The sequence below is a fragment of the Telluria sp. BA11 genome (assembly GCF_056680305.1).
Genome location: NZ_CM155275.1, coordinates 1,550,726 through 1,568,865 on the forward strand (window position 1 = coordinate 1,550,726; position 18,140 = coordinate 1,568,865).

Annotated in this window: 13 protein-coding genes; 8 read left to right on the forward strand and 5 right to left on the reverse strand. The window is 64.2% G+C overall.

Translation table 11 applies throughout. The features are described from left to right. Positions 1–25 precede the first annotated feature (25 nt). From AC1MGT_RS06825 to aceE, 4 genes are all read right to left on the reverse strand, one after another. Complete coding sequence (locus AC1MGT_RS06825) at positions 26–349, reverse strand: hypothetical protein (protein WP_499503545.1); 324 nt, start codon at positions 347–349, stop codon at positions 26–28. Between the two features lie 159 nt (positions 350–508). After that, positions 509–2,383, reverse strand: coding sequence for a dihydrolipoyl dehydrogenase (gene lpdA, locus AC1MGT_RS06830; RefSeq protein ID WP_499503546.1), 1,875 nt, complete (start codon positions 2,381–2,383; stop codon positions 509–511). A 13-nt stretch (positions 2,384–2,396) separates the two neighbouring features. Next, entirely contained in the window at positions 2,397–4,058 is a 1,662-nt protein-coding gene (gene aceF / locus AC1MGT_RS06835; protein ID WP_499503547.1) for a dihydrolipoyllysine-residue acetyltransferase, read from the reverse strand. Between the two features lie 75 nt (positions 4,059–4,133). Next, the gene (aceE, locus tag AC1MGT_RS06840) at positions 4,134–6,830 is read right to left on the reverse strand and encodes a pyruvate dehydrogenase (acetyl-transferring), homodimeric type (RefSeq protein WP_499503548.1); all 2,697 of its coding nucleotides are present in this window, start codon (positions 6,828–6,830) and stop codon (positions 4,134–4,136) included. A 339-nt stretch (positions 6,831–7,169) separates the two neighbouring features. Between aceE and folD the strand changes: the two genes are divergently transcribed. The 8 genes from folD to AC1MGT_RS06880 all read left to right on the forward strand — a co-directional run bounded on the left by folD (position 7,170) and on the right by AC1MGT_RS06880 (position 15,811). Continuing rightward, positions 7,170–8,030 (forward strand): bifunctional methylenetetrahydrofolate dehydrogenase/methenyltetrahydrofolate cyclohydrolase FolD, encoded by an 861-nt coding sequence (gene folD, locus AC1MGT_RS06845; RefSeq protein WP_183555862.1) that lies wholly within the window; start codon positions 7,170–7,172, stop codon positions 8,028–8,030. A gap of 20 nt (positions 8,031–8,050) precedes the next feature. Beyond that, a complete protein-coding gene (locus tag AC1MGT_RS06850) occupies positions 8,051–10,126 on the forward strand; it encodes a M3 family metallopeptidase (protein WP_499503549.1) in 2,076 nt (691 codons plus the stop codon). Positions 10,127–10,184: 58 nt separating this feature from the next. Next, positions 10,185–10,610 (forward strand): DNA polymerase III subunit chi, encoded by a 426-nt coding sequence (locus AC1MGT_RS06855; protein WP_332533669.1) that lies wholly within the window; start codon positions 10,185–10,187, stop codon positions 10,608–10,610. Then, positions 10,607–11,041, forward strand: coding sequence for a DUF2486 family protein (locus AC1MGT_RS06860; RefSeq protein WP_499503550.1), 435 nt, complete (start codon positions 10,607–10,609; stop codon positions 11,039–11,041). Before AC1MGT_RS06855 ends, AC1MGT_RS06860 begins: the two co-directional genes overlap by 4 nt. Before the next feature lie 144 nt (positions 11,042–11,185). Then, positions 11,186–11,515: an H-NS histone family protein gene (locus tag AC1MGT_RS06865; protein WP_332533667.1), complete on the forward strand. Its 330-nt coding sequence runs from the start codon at positions 11,186–11,188 to the stop codon at positions 11,513–11,515. A gap of 130 nt (positions 11,516–11,645) precedes the next feature. Beyond that, positions 11,646–13,799, forward strand: a complete 2,154-nt coding sequence (locus AC1MGT_RS06870) for an NHL repeat-containing protein (RefSeq protein WP_499503551.1) — start codon at positions 11,646–11,648, stop codon at positions 13,797–13,799. Between the two features lie 137 nt (positions 13,800–13,936). Then, complete coding sequence (locus AC1MGT_RS06875) at positions 13,937–14,638, forward strand: SIMPL domain-containing protein (RefSeq protein ID WP_499503552.1); 702 nt, start codon at positions 13,937–13,939, stop codon at positions 14,636–14,638. A 108-nt stretch (positions 14,639–14,746) separates the two neighbouring features. Continuing rightward, a complete protein-coding gene (locus AC1MGT_RS06880) occupies positions 14,747–15,811 on the forward strand; it encodes a CHAD domain-containing protein (protein ID WP_499503554.1) in 1,065 nt (354 codons plus the stop codon). Positions 15,812–15,872: 61 nt separating this feature from the next. Here AC1MGT_RS06880 and katG read toward each other — a convergent pair whose 3' ends face one another. Then, positions 15,873–18,131 carry a catalase/peroxidase HPI gene (gene katG, locus AC1MGT_RS06885; RefSeq protein WP_499503555.1) on the reverse strand — a complete coding sequence of 753 codons (2,259 nt, stop codon included), beginning with the start codon at positions 18,129–18,131 and terminating at the stop codon, positions 15,873–15,875. Positions 18,132–18,140: the final 9 nt, after the last annotated feature.

The following is an 18,140-nucleotide window of genomic DNA, read 5'->3' on the forward strand; positions in this document are numbered from 1 at the left end:
CGGCATTTTTTTTCGTGGAACGCCCTCAGACGGACGACAGTGGGACTGGCCTGCCCTGCTCTTCGACCTCGTGAACGCGGGTCAGGAAGTGCATCTTGTGTGGCGCCCGGTGACGTTCGTGGAGTACACGCGTAACTACCTCGACACGGCGCGGCCGCAGGGCAAGCTGGCATGGATCGGCGACGCCGCCACCGCCCGGTATGGCATCGGCCAGTTGCTGCGCCAGTGGCTGGGCCACGGTGCCGGTGATGACGGTGGCTGCGCCATGCAGCACCGTGTGGAGTTCGAATGCGTGCGATTGCGGCAGCACGTACACGGTGCCGATGTATTCATTGCTGTACTCGTCCATATGCCCTCCGGCATGTTGCGAGAAAGGCGGCAACGCTGCTGCCGCCGTATCACTTCATCTTAGACCTTTGGCGGCGTGCTGCAAGCGGCACGCACGCTGCGCACTGGCATAAAAAAACCGGGACCATGAAGGTCCCGGTCTCGCCTGCCACGTTGCCGATCAGCGCTTGCGCGGTGGCGGCAAATCGGTGCAGACACCTTCATACGCTTCGGCTGCCATGCCGATCGACTCGCCCAGCGTCGGGTGCGGGTGGATCGTCTTGCCGATATCCACGCCGTCGGCGCCCATCTCGATCGCCAGCGCGATCTCGCCGATCATGTCGCCGGCATGCGTGCCGACGATCGTGCCGCCGATGATGCGGTGCGTTTCAGCGTCGAACAACAGCTTGGTGAAGCCCTCGTCGCGGCCATTGGCCACGGCGCGCCCGCTGGCGTTCCACGGGAAGTGGCCCTTCTCGACCTTGATGCCCTGTTGCTTGGCTTCGTCTTCGGTCAGGCCGACCCATGCCACTTCCGGATCGGTGTACGCCACCGATGGAATGACCTTGGCGTCGAAGTGCGTCTTCTTCTCAAAAGCCGCCTCGGCCGCCACGTGCGCTTCATGCACCGCCTTGTGCGCCAGCATCGGCTGGCCCACCAGGTCGCCAATGGCGAAAATGTGCGGCACGTTGGTACGCATCTGGCTGTCCACGGCGATGAAGCCGCGATCGCTCACCGTCACGCCAGCTTTGTCGGCAGCAACCTTCTTGCCGTTCGGGCTGCGGCCCACGGCCACCAGGACCAGGTCGTACAGCTGCGGTTCCGGTGCGGCTGTACCCGCTTCGGCTGACTCGAACGTGACCTTGATCCCTTCCGGCAGCGCTTCCACGCCGACGGTTTTCGTCTTGAGCATGATGTTGTCGAAACGGTGCGCGTTGTACTTCTGCCAGACCTTGACGGCCTCGCGGTCTGCGCCCTGCATCAGGCCATCCATCATCTCGACCACGTCGATGCGCGCACCTAACGTCGAATACACGGTCGCCATTTCCAGGCCGATGATGCCGCCACCGATGACGAGCATCTTCTTCGGCACCTGGCGCAATTCCAGCGCGCCCGTCGAATCGACGATGCGCGGGTCTTCCGGCACGAACGGCAGCTTGACCACCGACGAACCGGCCGCAATCACGGCCTTCTTGAAGGCGATGACCTTCTTGCCGCCATCGGCTGCCGTGACTTCGATGTGGTTCGGGCTCAGGAATGCGCCCACGCCCTGCACCGTGTTGACCTTGCGCGCCTTGGCCATGAAGGCCAGGCCACCGGTCATCTTCTTGATCACGCCATCCTTGTAGCCGCGCAGCTTGTCGATGTCGACTTCTGGCTTGGCAAACGCCACGCCCAGATCGGCCATGTGCGCTGTTTCATCCATGACGGAGGCCACGTGCAGCAGCGCCTTCGACGGGATGCAGCCCACGTTCAGGCACACACCGCCCAGCGTTGCGTATTTTTCGACCAGCACGGTGTTCATGCCCAGGTCGGCCGCGCGGAACGCAGCGGAGTAGCCGCCGGGACCGGCGCCCAGCACCATCATGTCGCATTCGATGTCGACCGCGCCGCTGTAGCTCGACGGGGTCGGCGCCGGCGCTGCGCCCGGCTGGACCGCTGGCGCCGGATGGGCCGGTGCGTACGAATCGGTCGGGCCGGCGGCAGCCGTCGGCGCCACCGCTTGCGCGCCGATCTGCGCGGCTGGCTTGGCGTCGGCTGGCTTGGACTCGGCCGGCTTGGACTCGGCCGGCTTGGCGTCGGCGGCAGGGCTGGCTGCGCCCTCTTCCACCGTCAGCAGCAGCGTGCCTTCATTGATCTTGTCGCCGACCTTGACCGTGATCGACTGCACCACGCCCGCGTGCGTCGACGGGATTTCCATGCTGGCCTTGTCCGACTCCACGGTGACCAGGGACTGGTCGACCTTGATCGTGTCGCCGGCCTTGACCATCAACTCGATGACTTCGACGTCCTTGAAGTCACCGATATTCGGGACTTTCACTTCAACAGTGCTCATCAGTGCGCTCCAATCACAGAAGGGTCTTGCGCAGGTCCGCCAGCACTTCGCCCAGGTAGGCGGAGAAGCGCGCGGCGCCGGCGCCGTCGATCACGCGGTGATCGTACGACAGCGACATCGGCAGCATCAGGCGCGGCTGGAAGGTCGAACCGTCCCACACCGGCTTCATCGCCGACTTGGACAGGCCCAGGATCGCCAGTTCAGGTGCGTTGATGATCGGGGTGAACGCGGTACCACCAATGCCGCCCAGCGACGAGATGGTGAACGTTGCGCCCTGCATCGCGGTCGGCGGCAGCTTGCCGTCGCGCGCCTGCGCCGACAGTTCGCCCATTTCAGTGGCGATCTGCGAGATGGTCTTCTTGTCCGCATCTTTCACGACAGGGACCACCAGGCCGTTCGGCGTGTCGGCCGCGAAGCCGATGTTGTAGTACTGCTTGGTGATCAGCGCTGCGCCATCGCCCGACAGCGACGCATTAAATTGCGGGAATTTCTTCAGTGCGGCGACGCTCGCCTTGATGACGAAGGCCAGCATGGTCAGCTTGACCGCCGACTTCTGCTTGGCCAGCGACGCGTTGGTGTCAACGCGGAACTGCTCCAGGTCGGTCACGTCGGCTTCGTCGAAGTGCGTCACGTGCGGGATCATGACCCAGTTGCGATGCAGGTTCGGGCCCGAGATCTTCTTGATGCGCGACAGCGGCACCGTTTCGGTCGGACCGAACTTGGAGAAGTCCAGCGATGGCCAGGCCAGCAGGTCGAGGCCAACACCACTGCCACCGGCTTTTGCCGGCGCGGCGGCAGGCGGCGCTGCCATCACGCCCTTGACGAAGTTCTGCACGTCCTGCTGGGTGATGCGGCCTTTCGGACCGCTGCCCGGCACACGGCCCAGGTCCACGCCCAGTTCGCGCGCGAACTTGCGGATCGACGGCGAGGCGTGGGCTTTCGAGCCTGTCACGCCTGGTGCGGCTGGTGCCGGTGCAGCGGCTGGTGCAGGCGCTGCGGCAGGTGCCGGTGCCGGTGCAGCAGCAGGCGCGGCGGCCGGTGCAGCAGCGGCTGGCGCAGCGGCCGGTGCAGATGCGGCAGCAGGTGCGCCGCCGGTCGCTTCCACGACCAGCACGAGCGAATCCTTGGCGACCTTGTCGCCAACCTTGACCTTGATTTCCTTGACCACACCGGCATGGCTCGACGGGATTTCCATGCTGGCCTTGTCCGATTCAACGGTCAGCAGCGACTGATCGACCTTGATCGTGTCGCCCACCTTGACCATCAGTTCGATGACTTCGACTTCTTTGAAATCGCCGATGTCCGGCACGGTCACGTCGACCAGGCCACCGGATGCAGCGGGTGCGGCGGCTGGCGCTTCGGCGGCAGCCGGTGCAGCGGCAGCAGGTGCAGCAGCGGCAGGTGCAGCTTCGGCAGCAGGTGCGTCAGCCGCGCCACCCGCTTCTTCGAGCAGCAGCACGAGCGAGCCTTCGGCGACCTTGTCGCCGACGTTGATCTTGATTTCCTTGACCACGCCGGCGTGGCTCGACGGGATCTCCATGCTGGCCTTGTCCGACTCGACGGTCACCAGGGACTGGTCCACCTTGATGGTGTCGCCCGGCTTGACCATCAGCTCGATCACTTCCACTTCCTTGAAGTCGCCGATATCAGGGACTTTGACTTCCACAATGCTCATAGTGTTAGCTCCAATTGTTATGTGAGTTAGCCTCGACCCGCCGCCCCGAACAGCACGGGGCGGCGGACGTGAGCATTACTGGGTCACCGGATTCGGCTTGTTCTGGTCGATGCCGTACTTGGCGATCGCCTGCGACACGATGGCGCGGTCGATCTTGCCTTCGTCGGCCAGTGCGCGCAGCGAAGCCACCGTGATGTAGTAGCGGTTCACTTCGAAGAACTCGCGCAGCTTGACGCGCGAATCCGAGCGGCCAAAGCCGTCCGTGCCCAGCACTTTATAGGTGCGGTCCTTCGGCATGAAGCCGCGGATCTGCTCGGCGAACATGCGCATGTAGTCGGTCGTCGCGACGATCGGGCCACTGGTGGCGCCCAGCATCTCGGTGACGTACGGCACGCGCTGCGGCTGCTCCGGATTGACCATGTTCCAGCGTTCGCAATCGTTGCCGTCACGTGCCAGCAGCGTCAGCGACGGCGCCGACCACACGTCCGCATCGACGTTCCAGTCGTTCTTGAGCAGTTCGGCCGCAAAGATCGACTCGCGCAGGATGGTGCCGCAACCGATCAGTTGTACGCGCTGGGCATTGTCCTTGCCGCCTTCCTGCAGCAGGTACAGACCCTTGAGAATGCCCTCTTCCTGGCCAGGCTTCAGGCCCGGCTGCGGGTAGTTCTCGTTCATGATGGTGATGTAGTAGAACACGTCTTCCTGTTCTTCCACCATGCGGCGCAGACCGTCCTGGATGATGACCGCGACTTCGTGACCGAAGGTCGGATCGTACGGCAGGCAGTTCGGCACGGTCGCGGCGATGATGTGGCTATGGCCGTCTTCGTGCTGCAGGCCTTCGCCGTTGAGCGTCGTGCGGCCAGCGGTGCCACCCATCAGGAAGCCGCGGGCACGGATGTCGCCCGCCAGCCAGACCAGGTCGCCCACGCGCTGCATGCCGAACATCGAGTAGAACGTGTAGAACGGGATCATCGTGCGGTTGTTCGACGAGTACGACGTCGCTGCAGCGATCCACGAGCTCATGCCGCCCGCTTCGTTGATACCCTCTTGCAGGATCTGGCCTGCCTTGTCTTCTCGGTAGTACATCACCTGGTCGCGGTCGACCGGCTCGTACAACTGACCCTGCTGGTTGAAGATGCCGATCTGGCGGAACAGGCCTTCCATGCCGAAGGTACGCGATTCGTCGACCAGGATCGGCACAATGCGCTGGCCGATGCTTTCGTCCTTCAACAGGCTCGTGATCACGCGCACATACGCCTGGGTCGACGAGATTTCGCGGCCTTCCGGGGTTGGCTCGAGCACGCCCTTGAACGATGCCAGTGCCGGCACCGTCAGCTTTTCGTCCGACTTTTCGCGGCGCTGTGGCAGGTAGCCGCCCAGTGCCTTGCGGCGCTCGTGCAGGTACACCATTTCAGGCGCATCGTCGGCCGGCTTGAAGAACGGGATGTCGGCCAGCTGGTCGTCGGGAATCGCGATGTTGAAGCGGTCGCGCATGTCGCGGATCGCCTGGTCATCGAGCTTCTTGGTCTGGTGCGCGGTGTTGCGCGCCTCGCCCGACTTGCCCATGCCGAAGCCCTTGACGGTCTTCACCAGCAGGACGGTTGGCGTGCCCTTGTTTTCTTGCGCGTTCTTGAACGCGGCGTAGATCTTGTGCGGATCGTGACCACCGCGGGTCAGGCGCCAGATGTCGTCGTCGCTCATCTTCGACACCATCTCGAGCAACGCCGGATCCTTGCCGAAGAAGTGCTTGCGCACGTAGGCGCCGTCCTTGGCCTTGTAGTTCTGGTATTCGCCGTCGACCGATTCCATCATCACGCGCTGCAGGATGCCGTCCTTGTCCTGGGCCAGCAGCGGATCCCACTGCGAACCCCAGATGACCTTGACGACGTTCCAGCCGGCGCCGCGGAAGTCGGCTTCGAGTTCCTGGATGATCTTGCCGTTGCCGCGCACCGGACCGTCCAGGCGCTGCAGGTTGCAGTTGACGACCATGACCAGGTTGTCCAGCTGCTCACGCGCGGCCATGCCGATCGCGCCCATCGATTCCGGCTCGTCCATCTCGCCGTCGCCGCAGAAGACCCAGACCTTGCGGTTGTCGGTCTTGGCGATGCCGCGTGCGTGCAGGTACTTCAGGAAGCGCGCCTGATAGATCGCCATCAACGGGCCCAGGCCCATCGACACGGTCGGGAACTGCCAGAAGTCCGGCATCAGTTTCGGGTGCGGGTACGACGACAGGCCCTTGCCGTCGACTTCGCGGCGGAAGTTCAGCAGCTGCTCTTCACTCAAGCGGCCTTCGAGGAAGGCGCGGGCGTAGATACCAGGCGACGAGTGGCCCTGGATGTACAGCAGATCGCCGCCGTGGTCTTCGGTCGGGGCGTGCCAGAAGTGGTTGAAGCCCGTGCCCAGCATATTGGCCAGCGAAGCGAACGACGAGATGTGGCCACCGAGGTCGCCATCGGCGCGGTTGGCCTTGACCACCATCGCCATCGCGTTCCAGCGCATCCACGAGCGCAGGCGCTCTTCGTATTCGAGGTTGCCGGGCGAGTTCTGGTTCAGGTGCGCGGGAATCGTGTTGACGTACGCGGTGTTGCTCGAGAACGGGACGTGCGCGCCGCGACGGCGTGCCAGGTCCACCAGGCGCTCCATCAGGTAATGGGCGCGTTCCGTTCCTTCATGTTCGATCACCGCCTCCAGCGCATCGAGCCATTCCTTGGTCTCGATTGCATCCGGATCGTTGGCGGTTTGCGAGGTCAACTGGTCGAGTTGAGCTGCCATGTCATGCGTCTCCTAGTGTGGTACGCCCCATCCGATCCCTGCGCAGGCTGGCGGCGGTTGATGAAATTCGAACTATCTTTTAGCTAAACCATCAGATTCTAACAGTGGACTTCCCCATTTTCAAACTATGATATTGGATTTCATAATGTGAAAAACCATGCTGCAACTGCACAATTTGCATAGGGAAATGTTGAACTTCCTGCCACCAATCATCGTATACCGAAGCGCCTGAAACACGGCAAAAAAGGCCCATTTCAGCCATGCGGAACGGGCGACAGCGAACGGCAACACAGGCGCGGGCCGTATAATTCTGTTTTTGCCCAGGACGAGCCTCCCACCATGCCAGCCCAACACATCGACGGAATCCTTCTCTCCCAACAACTGCGCACCGACATCGCCGCGCGCACCGCCAAGCTCACCGCAGCCGGCAAGCAGCCCGGCCTGGCCGTGATCCTGGTCGGGGAAGATCCTGCCAGCCAGGTCTATGTGCGCAACAAGGTCAAAGCTTGCGGCGACGTGGGTTTCCACTCGGTGCTCGAAAAATACGACGCCGATCTGAGCGAAGCCGCCCTGCTTGATCGCATTGCAGCATTGAACACCGACCCGGCCATCCACGGCATCCTCGTGCAAATGCCGCTGCCGAAGCACATCGACCCCAACAAAGTCATCGAAGCGATTTCGACGGCCAAGGATGTGGACGGGTACTCGGTGCTGTCGGCCGGCGAACTGATGACGGGCCTGGAAGGCTTCCGTCCCTGCACCCCGTACGGCTGCATGAAGCTGATCGAAACCACGGGTGTCGACCTGCGCGGCAAGCACGCTGTCGTGATCGGCCGCAGCAACACCGTCGGCAAACCAATGGCCATGCTGCTCTTGCAAGCCAATGCCACCGTGACCATATGTCATAGCGCGACCGCGGATCTGGGCTACCACACCCGCCAGGCCGATGTCGTGGTGGCCGCCGTTGGCCGCCGCAATACCCTGACCGCCGATATGGTCAAGCCGGGCGCGATCGTGATCGACGTGGGCATGAACCGCGACGACGCGGGCAAGCTGTGCGGCGACGTCGATTTTGCCGGCGTACGTGAAGTGGCCGGCCACATCACCCCGGTGCCGGGCGGCGTGGGGCCGATGACGATCACGATGCTGCTGCAAAACACGGTGGAATCGGCGGAACGCGAACTGAAGAACCAACGCTAACGAATCTGGAAGGACTATTGATGACGAACGAAACGAGCAATCCCCTCCTCGACTTTTCCGACTTGCCGCGCTTTGACGCGATCAAGCCCGAACACGTCACGTCCGCCATCGACAGTCTGATCGCCGAGGCGAACGCCGTCGTGGCGCAGCTCGAGGCGCCGCTGGATGAGGTTACCTGGGCCACGCTGGCCCCGCTCGACGACGTCGGCGAGCGCCTGGGCCGCGCCTGGGGCGTGGTCGGCCACCTGAACCACGTGGTCGACACCCCCGAGCTGCGCGCCACCTATAACGAGAACCAGCCGAAGGTCGTCGAGTTCTCGACTGCGCTGAGCCAGAACGAAGCACTGTTCACCAAATACAAGCAGCTGCGCGAAAGCGCCGGTTTCGAGGCGCTGAGCGACACCCGCAAGCGCATCGTCGAGAACGCACTGCGCGACTTTCGCCTGGGCGGCGCCGAGCTGGCGGCCGACAAGAAAGAACGCTTCGCCGAGATCCAGGAACAGCAGTCGCAACTGTCGACGCGTTTCTCCGAAAACGTGCTCGATGCCACCAACGACTACAAGCTCGTGGTCGACAGCGAAGCCGACCTGGCCGGCCTGCCGGACGACGTGAAGGCTGCTGCAAAGGCCGCCGCCGAACGCGATGGCAAGACCGGCTGGCTGTTCACGCTGCACTTCCCGTCGTACTTCCCGATCCTGCAGTTCAGTACCAACCGCGCGCTGCGCGAAACGATCTACCGCGCCACCGCGACCAAGGCGTCCGACGCCGGCATCATGTTTACCGATGTCGCGAAGTGGGACAACTCGTCGAACATCGTCAAGTTGCTGCAACTGCGCAATGAAGAAGCGAAGATGCTCGACTACGGCAGCTTCGCCGATATCTCGCTGGTGGCCAAGATGGCCCAAAGCCCGCAGCACGTGATCGAATTCCTGGAAGACCTGGCGCGCCGTGCCCGCCCGTACGCCGAGAAAGACCTGGCCGAACTGCGCGCGTTTGCGCGCGACGAGCTGGCAATCGACGACCTGCAATCGTGGGACGTGGCCTTCGCCTCCGAAAAGCTGCGCGAGCAGCGTTATGCATTCTCGGCCCAGGAAGTGAAGGAATACTTCCCCGAACCAAAAGTGGTCGCGGGCCTGTTCGGCGTGATCCAGGAGCTGTTTGGCGTGACCGTGCGCCCGGACGACGCACCGACCTGGCACCCGGACGTGCGCTTCTTCCGCATCGAGCGCGATGGCCAGCTGGTCGGCCAGTTCTACCTCGACCTGTATGCGCGCGCCGGCAAGGCGCAAGGCGCGTGGATGAACGATGCGCGCGGGCGCCGCCTGCTGCACGGCGGCACCGTGCAGACGCCCGTGGCTTACCTGGTCTGCAACTTCACGCCACCGGCGATGAAAGACGGCGTGCTGCAGCCGTCGCTGTTCACGCACGACGAAGTGACCACGCTGTTCCACGAATTCGGCCACGGCCTGCACCATATGCTGACCGAAGTCGAAGAACTGTCGGTCTCGGGCATCTCGGGCGTCGAATGGGATGCGGTGGAGCTGCCGTCGCAGTTCATGGAAAACTTCTGCTGGGAGTGGGACAAGCTGCAGCAGATGACGGCGCACGTGAAAACCGGTGAGCCGCTGCCGCGCGCGCTGTTCGACAAGATGACGGCCGCGAAGAACTTCCAGTCCGGGATGCAGACGCTGCGCCAGGTCGAGTTCTCGCTGATCGACATGCACCTGCACTACGACTTCGACGCGCACAACGGTGAAGTCCAGGCGCTGATCGACGACGTGCGCCGCAACTTCGCGGTGATCACGCCGCCGTCGTTCAACCGCTTCCTGCATTCGTTCAGCCACATCTTCGCGGGCGGTTACGCGGCCGGCTACTACAGCTACAAGTGGGCCGAGGTGCTGTCGGCCGACGCCTATGCCGCATTCGAAGAAGCCGTTGTCGATGGCGGCGCCGACCTGTTTGAAACGGGCCGGCGCTTCCAGCGCGAGATTCTGGCGGTGGGCGGTTCGCGGCCGGCGCTCGATTCATTCAAGGCCTTCCGCGGCCGCGAGCCATCGATCGATGCCTTGCTGCGCCATAGCGGCATGAATGCCTGACCAATTGGATTGACCCTGTCGGGAGTGCCAGCGCACTCCCGATTTTCCATAAGCGCCCATGACACGCATCGACTTTCATACCAATATCCCGGATAAGCTGGCCTATGCCTGCCGCCTCGCGCGCAAGGCATATGGCGCGCGCGCCAAAATCGTCGTGCTGGCCGATAGCCCCGAACAAGCCGACGCCTTGAATGCCGCCATGTGGACCGTGTCGGATACTGATTTCATTCCGCACGTGATGGCTGGCGACGGGTTGGCGGCGCAAACGCCGATCGTGATTACCGATAATGAAGACAGCGAGCTGCCGCACCACGATATGCTCGTGAACCTGACGCGTCGCAGGCCGCGCAATTTCACGCAATTCGCGCGCGTGTTTGAAATTATCTCGATCGATGAAGAAGATGCCGCCGAAGGCCGCAAACGCTATGTCGCGTATAAAAAAGAATCCTATCCGCTGACCCACTTCGTCGCAGGACAATCATGAACCACGATCCCGCTTTCGATGCCAGTATTCCCGTGTTGACCGAAGTGGTCGCGGAACCAAACGCGCCGGGCGCGCCAGTCGCGCAGCCGGCGCCGATCATTGAGGCGGAGGCCCCGCCACCGCCTGCGCCCGTGGTGGCCGCACCGCAGGATGCGCCGGAGGCGCTGGAACGGCGCGCTGTCGACCACTGGAGCGGCGAACAATGGAGCGTGATGGAACGGCGCGTCACCGAGCGCATCCTGCAGCAATTGCAGGGCCGGATCGATTTCGTGCTCGAACAGCGCCTGCGCGACGGTATTGCCGATGCCGTCGACAAAGCAATGACCAGTTTCTCGGCCGATATTCGCAACAGCCTCGGCGAAACGCTGAGCGATGTCGTGACGCGCGCAGTTTCGCAAGAAATTGCACACATCAGAATGCTGGAAAAATAAACCCGCTCTACATGCTGCTCTGCCTTCCATTTGATTCGAAATTAACCCCGCGCACGATTGTTATTCCAAATTGGCGGTTCAATAGTAAAATCCCTGCGCGGCTCTTCGAAACGAATCGAATCACCTAATCAAGGAAGAAACAAAATGGCAAACATCAATCTGTCGGGTTATAACCTCGCCGAACTGAAAGGTCTTCAATTCGATATCGAAAAGGAGATCAAAAACCGCCAGCATCAAGACGTAAAGAAAGCGCGTGAGCAAATTCTCGAGATCGCCCAGAATATGGGAATCTCGGTCGAGGAACTGCTGGCCAAGGGCGGTACCAAAGCCAAGAAGACGGGCGGCGCCAAAGTCAATCCGCAATATCACAACCCGGCTGACAATACCCAGACCTGGACCGGCCGTGGCCGTCAACCAAAATGGGTCGTCGATGCCCTGGGCAAGGGCAAGTCGCTGGACGACCTGCGCATTTGAGCCTCGCAGTAATACGCAAGACCTGCACGCCGCCGCGACCTTCGTCCGGCGGCGTTCGCATTTCCACCTACCCCATCCATTCGCGTGTTTCGGCTAAGATTGCAACTTCAGCAATCAGCCGGTCGTCGTCGTGAAACGCACTCCCCTCATCGCAGCACTCGCCGGCGCCGCCATCCTGGCCGTCGGCACCGTCTTCTGGTTCACTGACCGGGTCGAACCCCGCAGCGGCGCCACCCCGGTACTGACCGCCCCGGTCGCCAAAACACAGCCATTCTGGGCTGCCCGCGTGCACCTGCTGGCGGGCGACGGCCAGGACGGCGTGCTCGATGGCGCAGCACCCGCCAGCCGCTTCAGCGATCCGTACGGCGTGGCCATTGGCCCGCGTGGCGCGATCTATGTCGCCGACGGGGGCGAGGCCAACCGCATCCGCGTCGTGCAGCCCGATGGCGCAGTCTCGACGCTGGCCGGCGGCAAGGAAGGCTTTACCGATGGTCTGGGCACGGCCGCCGCGTTCAATACGCCATCTGCCATCGCGCTCGACCATCTGGGCAATCTGTACGTGGCCGACACGGGCAATCACGCAATCCGCCGCATCGCGCCAGATGGCGCCGTGACGACGCTGGCCGGCAACGGCAGTCCTGGCTATGCTGATGGCATCGGCCGTGCCGCCCAGTTCAACGGCCCGGTCGGCATCGCGGTGGATGACGCCGGCATCGTCTACGTGGCCGATACCTACAACGACCGCATCCGCCGCATCGCCCAGGACGGCACGGTAACCACACTGGCCGGCACCGGCAAGCCGAACCTGTTCGACGGCCCCGGCCCGGCCGCCGCCTTCGACACGCCAAGCGCGCTGGCCGTCGACCATGACGGCAACCTGTACATCGCCGACACCGGCAACAACGCGGTGCGCCGCCTGCGGCCCGATGGCACGGTCGACACGCTCGCGCTGCCACCCGAGGCCGAACGCCGGCCCGCGCTGCGCCGCCCGGTTGGCCTGGCCGTCACGCGCGACGGCTACCTGTACATCGTCGCCAGTGCCGGCGGGCGCATCCTGCAGATGACGCCAACGGGCGAATTCCGTCCGCTGGAGGATACCGACCACCCGCTCGAGCCGAACGGTTTCGGCAGCGACGGCACCGTGCAACTCAACGGCCCGCGCGGCATTGCCGTGGCGCGCGACGGCAGCCTGGTAGTGGCCGACGCCAACGCCCATCGCCTGCACCGCCTGGCGCCGCCGCGTGCGGGCGAAGCCGCGCCCGTGCTGGCGCGCCCGCCGCTGCAACGGCGCACGGCACCGATGCCCTGGCCGCTTGGCCCGCAAGACACCGTCCATGAAGTCGTGGGCGTGATGGGCGAAGTGCGCGGCACGTATGGCGGCGACAGCCGCGACCATTTCCACGCGGGCCTGGATGTGCGCGGCGATGTCGGCGCAACCGTGCTGGCGATCCTGCCGGCCAAGGTGACCGATCCATATGCGAACTGGGGTTTCAACAACCTCGGCGAAGGCATGAGCGTGGGGCCGCTGTCATACATTCACATGCGCGTGGGCCGCGATCCGCAAGGCCGCGCGCTCGATCCGCGCTTCCAGATCCAGCGCGAAGAAACCGCCAATGGCAAACCCGGCAAGGCCGTGCGCGTGCGGGTGCCGCGGGGCACGCGCTTTGCCGTCGGCGACAAGCTCGGCACACTCAATGCGCTGGCGCACGTGCACCTCGATTACTACCAGGGCGGCACGCTCGTCAATGCGCTCACGCTGCCGTTCACCGGCTTTACTGACACGGTGGCGCCGACGATCTCGCGCATCGCCCTGTACGACACTGCCGGCAAGCGCATCACGGCGAAAAAGGGCCAGCCCCTGCAGCTGGAACGCACGCTGGGCGAGCTGCAGATCGTCGTGAACGCCTACGACCAGGTGGATGGCAACCTGGCGCGCCGCAAGCTGGGCCTGTACAAGCTGGGTTACCAGGTGCTGCGCGCCGACGGCACGCCGCTGCCCGGCTTCGAGCAGCCCGTCATCACGCAGGTCTACGACCGCCTGCCGCGCAACCCGGACGCCGTGAAAGCGGTCTATGCACCGACCAGCGGCATCACGGTCTACGGCAGCGCGTCGACCCAGTTCGACTATGCGCTCAACAACCGCCTGCGCGATGGCAGGATCGAGACGGGCAGCTGGCGCATCGCCGACCTGGCGCCCGGCGAGTACCTGCTGCGCATCCACGCCGCTGACTATGCGGGCCAGGTGGCGCAGAACGGCCGCGACCTGGCGTTCGTGATCGAGTAGGCGCGCATTGACGGCGCAGCTGCCGTCATGCACGCCACATAATCTAGACCTTGATATCTACTTTATATAGACATCAAGGTCTAGAAGCTTTACGCTGGCCTTGCCACGGGAATGTTCCCGCTACGACAAGGATCATCATGCTCAAGATGTTTGCCACCGCATTGGCTGTCGCCGCCGTGCTGCACGTTGCCCCTGCGCGCGCTGCCGATCTGCCCGCCTACCCCTTCATCCACGTGACGGCCGCTGCCGACCTGCACGTGATGCCGGATACGGGCGAGATCGACTTCGACATCGTCAGCACCGACGCCGACCTGGAGGCGGCATGGAAACTGGTCCACGAGCGCCTGACAGCGAGCCGTGCGCTGCTGGCCGAACAGGGTGTGAAGGTCGAGGACATTTCGGTGCAGGCCGTGCTGCGCCGCCCGCTCAAGGAGGGCGAGCGGGTGACGGCGATCGAAACCCGCGCCGCCGTGCACGCGACGGTGCGTGACTTGAACGGGTGGACGGCGCTGATCCAGAGCCTGATGGGCCTGCCCAATGTCGAAGCGCTGGCCGTGGCCTTCAGCCGCAGCGACGCCGACAGGATCGAGGCGGAACTCGTCAGCCAGGCGCTGGGCGCGGCGCGCGTGAAGGCGCAGAACATCGCCCGCGGCATTGGCGCCAAATTGGGTCCGGCGGGTGGCGTGGCGCTGGCACCACTGAAGAACCTGTCCAACGCGATGGGGCTGGCCAGCGATGCGCCCCGCTACCCATCGGTGTCGTCGCCACGCGATCCGCAGCTGGTGGGCGTGCAGAAATTCGTGCAGGGCGTGGACGTGATTTACCGGATCGGCAAATAAGCTGACCTGCCCTGCAGTGCGCAATGTCACGTGCCTGTCATGGAGATGTGAACGGATGAGTGCTCAGGCGTATGATGGATCCATCCACTGTCCACGAGAGGCACCAGCATGAGCAAACACCACAAAACAAAACACCTGACGCCCGGGATCGCGGCGGTTGCGACGCCCGATCTGACGGAAGCAGTCACGATCACAGAGGCGACCGATGTGGCCGACGTGCCCGACGAACCGCAAACGGACCAGCCGCTGCCAGCAGAGCCAGCACCTGACGTCAAAGAAGCGCCGATCGGCGCCGTCAAGGCCGAACCGGTCCACCTGCGCGGGCGCATGACGCTCGAAGACGCGTTCCAGGCCATTGGCCTCAACTGCGTGGCGCAGATCGAAGCAAACGTACCGGGCGTGCTGAAACAGCACGTCGAGAGCCTGCACCAGATGCGCGTGGGCCTGCGCCGCCTGCGCGCGCTGCTGGCGATGTTCGAGGAACTGGCGCCGCCACCGGTGCCGCTGCATGCAAGCATCGAGTGGCTGTCCGGCGAACTCGGTCCCGCGCGCGACTGGGACGTGCTGGCCGATTCCACCATCAAGCGTGTGCCGGGCATCGATGCGCACGCGCTGCGCCAGGCCGCGCACGACCGCGCCACGGGCCACCACGCGCAGATCCTGCACGTGCTGCGCGATGCGCGCTATACCGAGTTGATGGCGCAACTGAAGGACTGGCTGGGCGAGCGCCGCTGGCAACCCGAAGGTGGCCTGCCAAAAGATTCGCCGCTGCTCGAACGCGCCGCGAAAAGCGCCCTGCCCCTGCTGCGCACGGCCGAGAAGCGGCTGGCCAAACGCATCGACGGGCTGGACGAAGCCGATGCACCGGGTCGTCACCGCGTGCGCATTGCGGCCAAGAAGGCGCGCTACGCGGCGGAATTCTTCCGCGACCTGCTGCCGGCGCAGCGCGTCAAGCGCTACCTGGGCCATCTCGAAAAGCTGCAGGACCGCCTGGGCGCGCTGAACGACCTGGCCGTGGCTGACCAGCTGCTCGAAGAACTCAAGGGTGGCAGCAGCCAGGTCGCCAAGCAGGCGGCCTATGTGCGTGGCTATATCGCGGCAACTGGCGAGGCCGATGCGCAGGGGTTGTCGAAGGTGCTGGCCGATGTCGCCAAGCGCCGCATCACGCGCTGATGTGAACGGGCCAGGCTGAAAAGAAAAAGGCCCGGGGTTCACCCCGGGCCAGACGACAGAGTTACTTCACGTCGAAGCGGTCCAGCTCCATCACCTTGGTCCAGGCCGCCACGAAGTCCTTCACGAACTTCTGGCCGGCGTCGGCGCTGGCATACACCTCGGCGATCGAACGCAGCTGTGCATTCGAGCCGAACACCAGGTCGACGCGCGACGCGGTCCACTTCTTCTCGCCGGTCTTGCGATCGCGGCCTTCGAAGCGTTCGACGCCCTGGCCCGGCCGCGTGGCAGGCCGCCATTCGGTGGCCATGTCGAGCAGATTGACAAAGAAGTCATTCGTCAACGCGCCCTTCTGCTGCGTCAGCACGCCATCGGCGCTGCCGCCCGTGTTGGTACCCAGCACGCGCATTCCACCTACCAACACTGCCATTTCCGGCGCCGTCAGCGTCAGCAACTGGGCGCGGTCGATCATCAACGATTCGGCCGGGATGCTGTACAGGGCTTTCTCGAAGTTACGGAAGGCATCTGCCACCGGTTCCATCGCGTGGAACGATTCCACGTCGGTCTGCTCCTGCGACGCATCGGTGCGACCCGGCGTGAACGGCACGGTGATGTCGTGACCCGCCGCCTTGGCTGCCGCCTCGACGCCTGCATTGCCGGCCAGGACGATCAGGTCAGCCAGCGAGACCTGCTTGCCGCCCGTCTGCGCCCCGTTGAACTCGCCCTGGATGCTTTCCAGCTGCGCCAGCACGCGGCCCAGCTGTTCCGGCTCGTTGGCAGCCCAGTCCTTTTGCGGGACCAGGCGGATGCGGGCACCGTTGGCGCCGCCGCGCTTGTCCGAACCGCGGAAGCTTGCGGCCGAGGCCCACGCCGTCGATACCAGCTCGCCGATGGCCAGACCGGATGCCAGCACCTTGTCTTTCAGTGCTTTCGCATCGGCGTCGTCAATCGCCGCGCCTTCAGCTGCCGGCACCGGATCCTGCCAGATCAGCACTTCGGCCGGAACCTCCGGGCCGAGGTAGCGGGCACGCGGCCCCATGTCGCGGTGGGTCAGCTTGAACCAGGCGCGGGCAAAGGCGTCCGCGAACTGGTCCGGGTTTTCCAGGAAGCGGCGCGAAATCGCCTCGTAGGCCGGGTCCATGCGCAGTGCCAGGTCGGACGTCAGCATCGTCGGACGATGACGCTTGGTGGCGTCATATGCGTCCGGGACAGTGGCATCGGCGTCCTTGGCGACCCACTGGTGGCCGCCGGCCGGGCTTTTCGTCAGTTCCCACTCGTGACCGAACAGGTACGTGAAGTAATCGTGGCCCCACTGCGTTGGCGTGCTGGTCCAGGTGACTTCGAGGCCGCTGGTGATCGTGTCCGGGCCCTTGCCGCTGCCGAAGCTGTTCTGCCAGCCGAAACCCTGGGCATGCAGGCCGGCCGCTTCCGGCTCTTCCTTGACGTGCTCGGACGGACCGGCGCCATGGGTCTTGCCGAAGGTGTGGCCGCCGGCGATCAGCGCCACGGTTTCTTCGTCGTTCATGGCCATGCGGCCGAACGTGTCGCGGATGTCGCGGGCCGATGCAACCGGGTCGGGCTTGCCGTCCGGGCCTTCCGGGTTCACATAGATCAGGCCCATCTGCACTGCGGCCAGCGGGTTCTCGAGGTCGCGCGAATGGGTGATCTCGCTGTCGTCGTCCTTGTCGATGACGCCGCGGCCTTCGACGCCGGGCGAACCCACCGTGTAGCGCTCGTCGCTGCCCAGCCACTTGTTCTCGCGGCCCCAGTAGACGTCGAGGTCGGGTTCCCACACGTCCTGGCGACCGCCGGCAAAGCCGAAGGTCTTGAAGCCCATCGTTTCGAGGGCGACGTTACCGGTCAGGATGATCAGGTCGGCCCACGAGATTTTCTCGCCGTACTTCTGCTTGACCGGCCAGATCAGCCGGCGTGCCTTGTCGAGGCTGACGTTGTCGGGCCAGCTGTTCAGGGGTGCGAAGCGCTGCTGACCGCGGCCAGCGCCGCCACGGCCGTCGCCAATGCGATAGGTGCCGGCGCTATGCCACGCCATGCGCACGAACAGGCCGCCGTAGTGACCGAAGTCGGCCGGCCACCACTCCTGGGAATCCGTCATCACCTTGGCCAGATCGGCCTTGACTGCCTCGAGGTCGAGACTGTTGAAGGCGGCGCGGTAATCGAAGTCGCCACCCATCGGGTCGGACTTGGCCGAATGCTGGGCGAGCAGATCGAGACGCAGTGCTTTTGGCCACCAGTCACGATTGGTCGTACCGGTGCCGGCTGCGCCGCTGAACGGGCACTTGGCCGGGATATTGTCCACACTCATTTGTTTCTC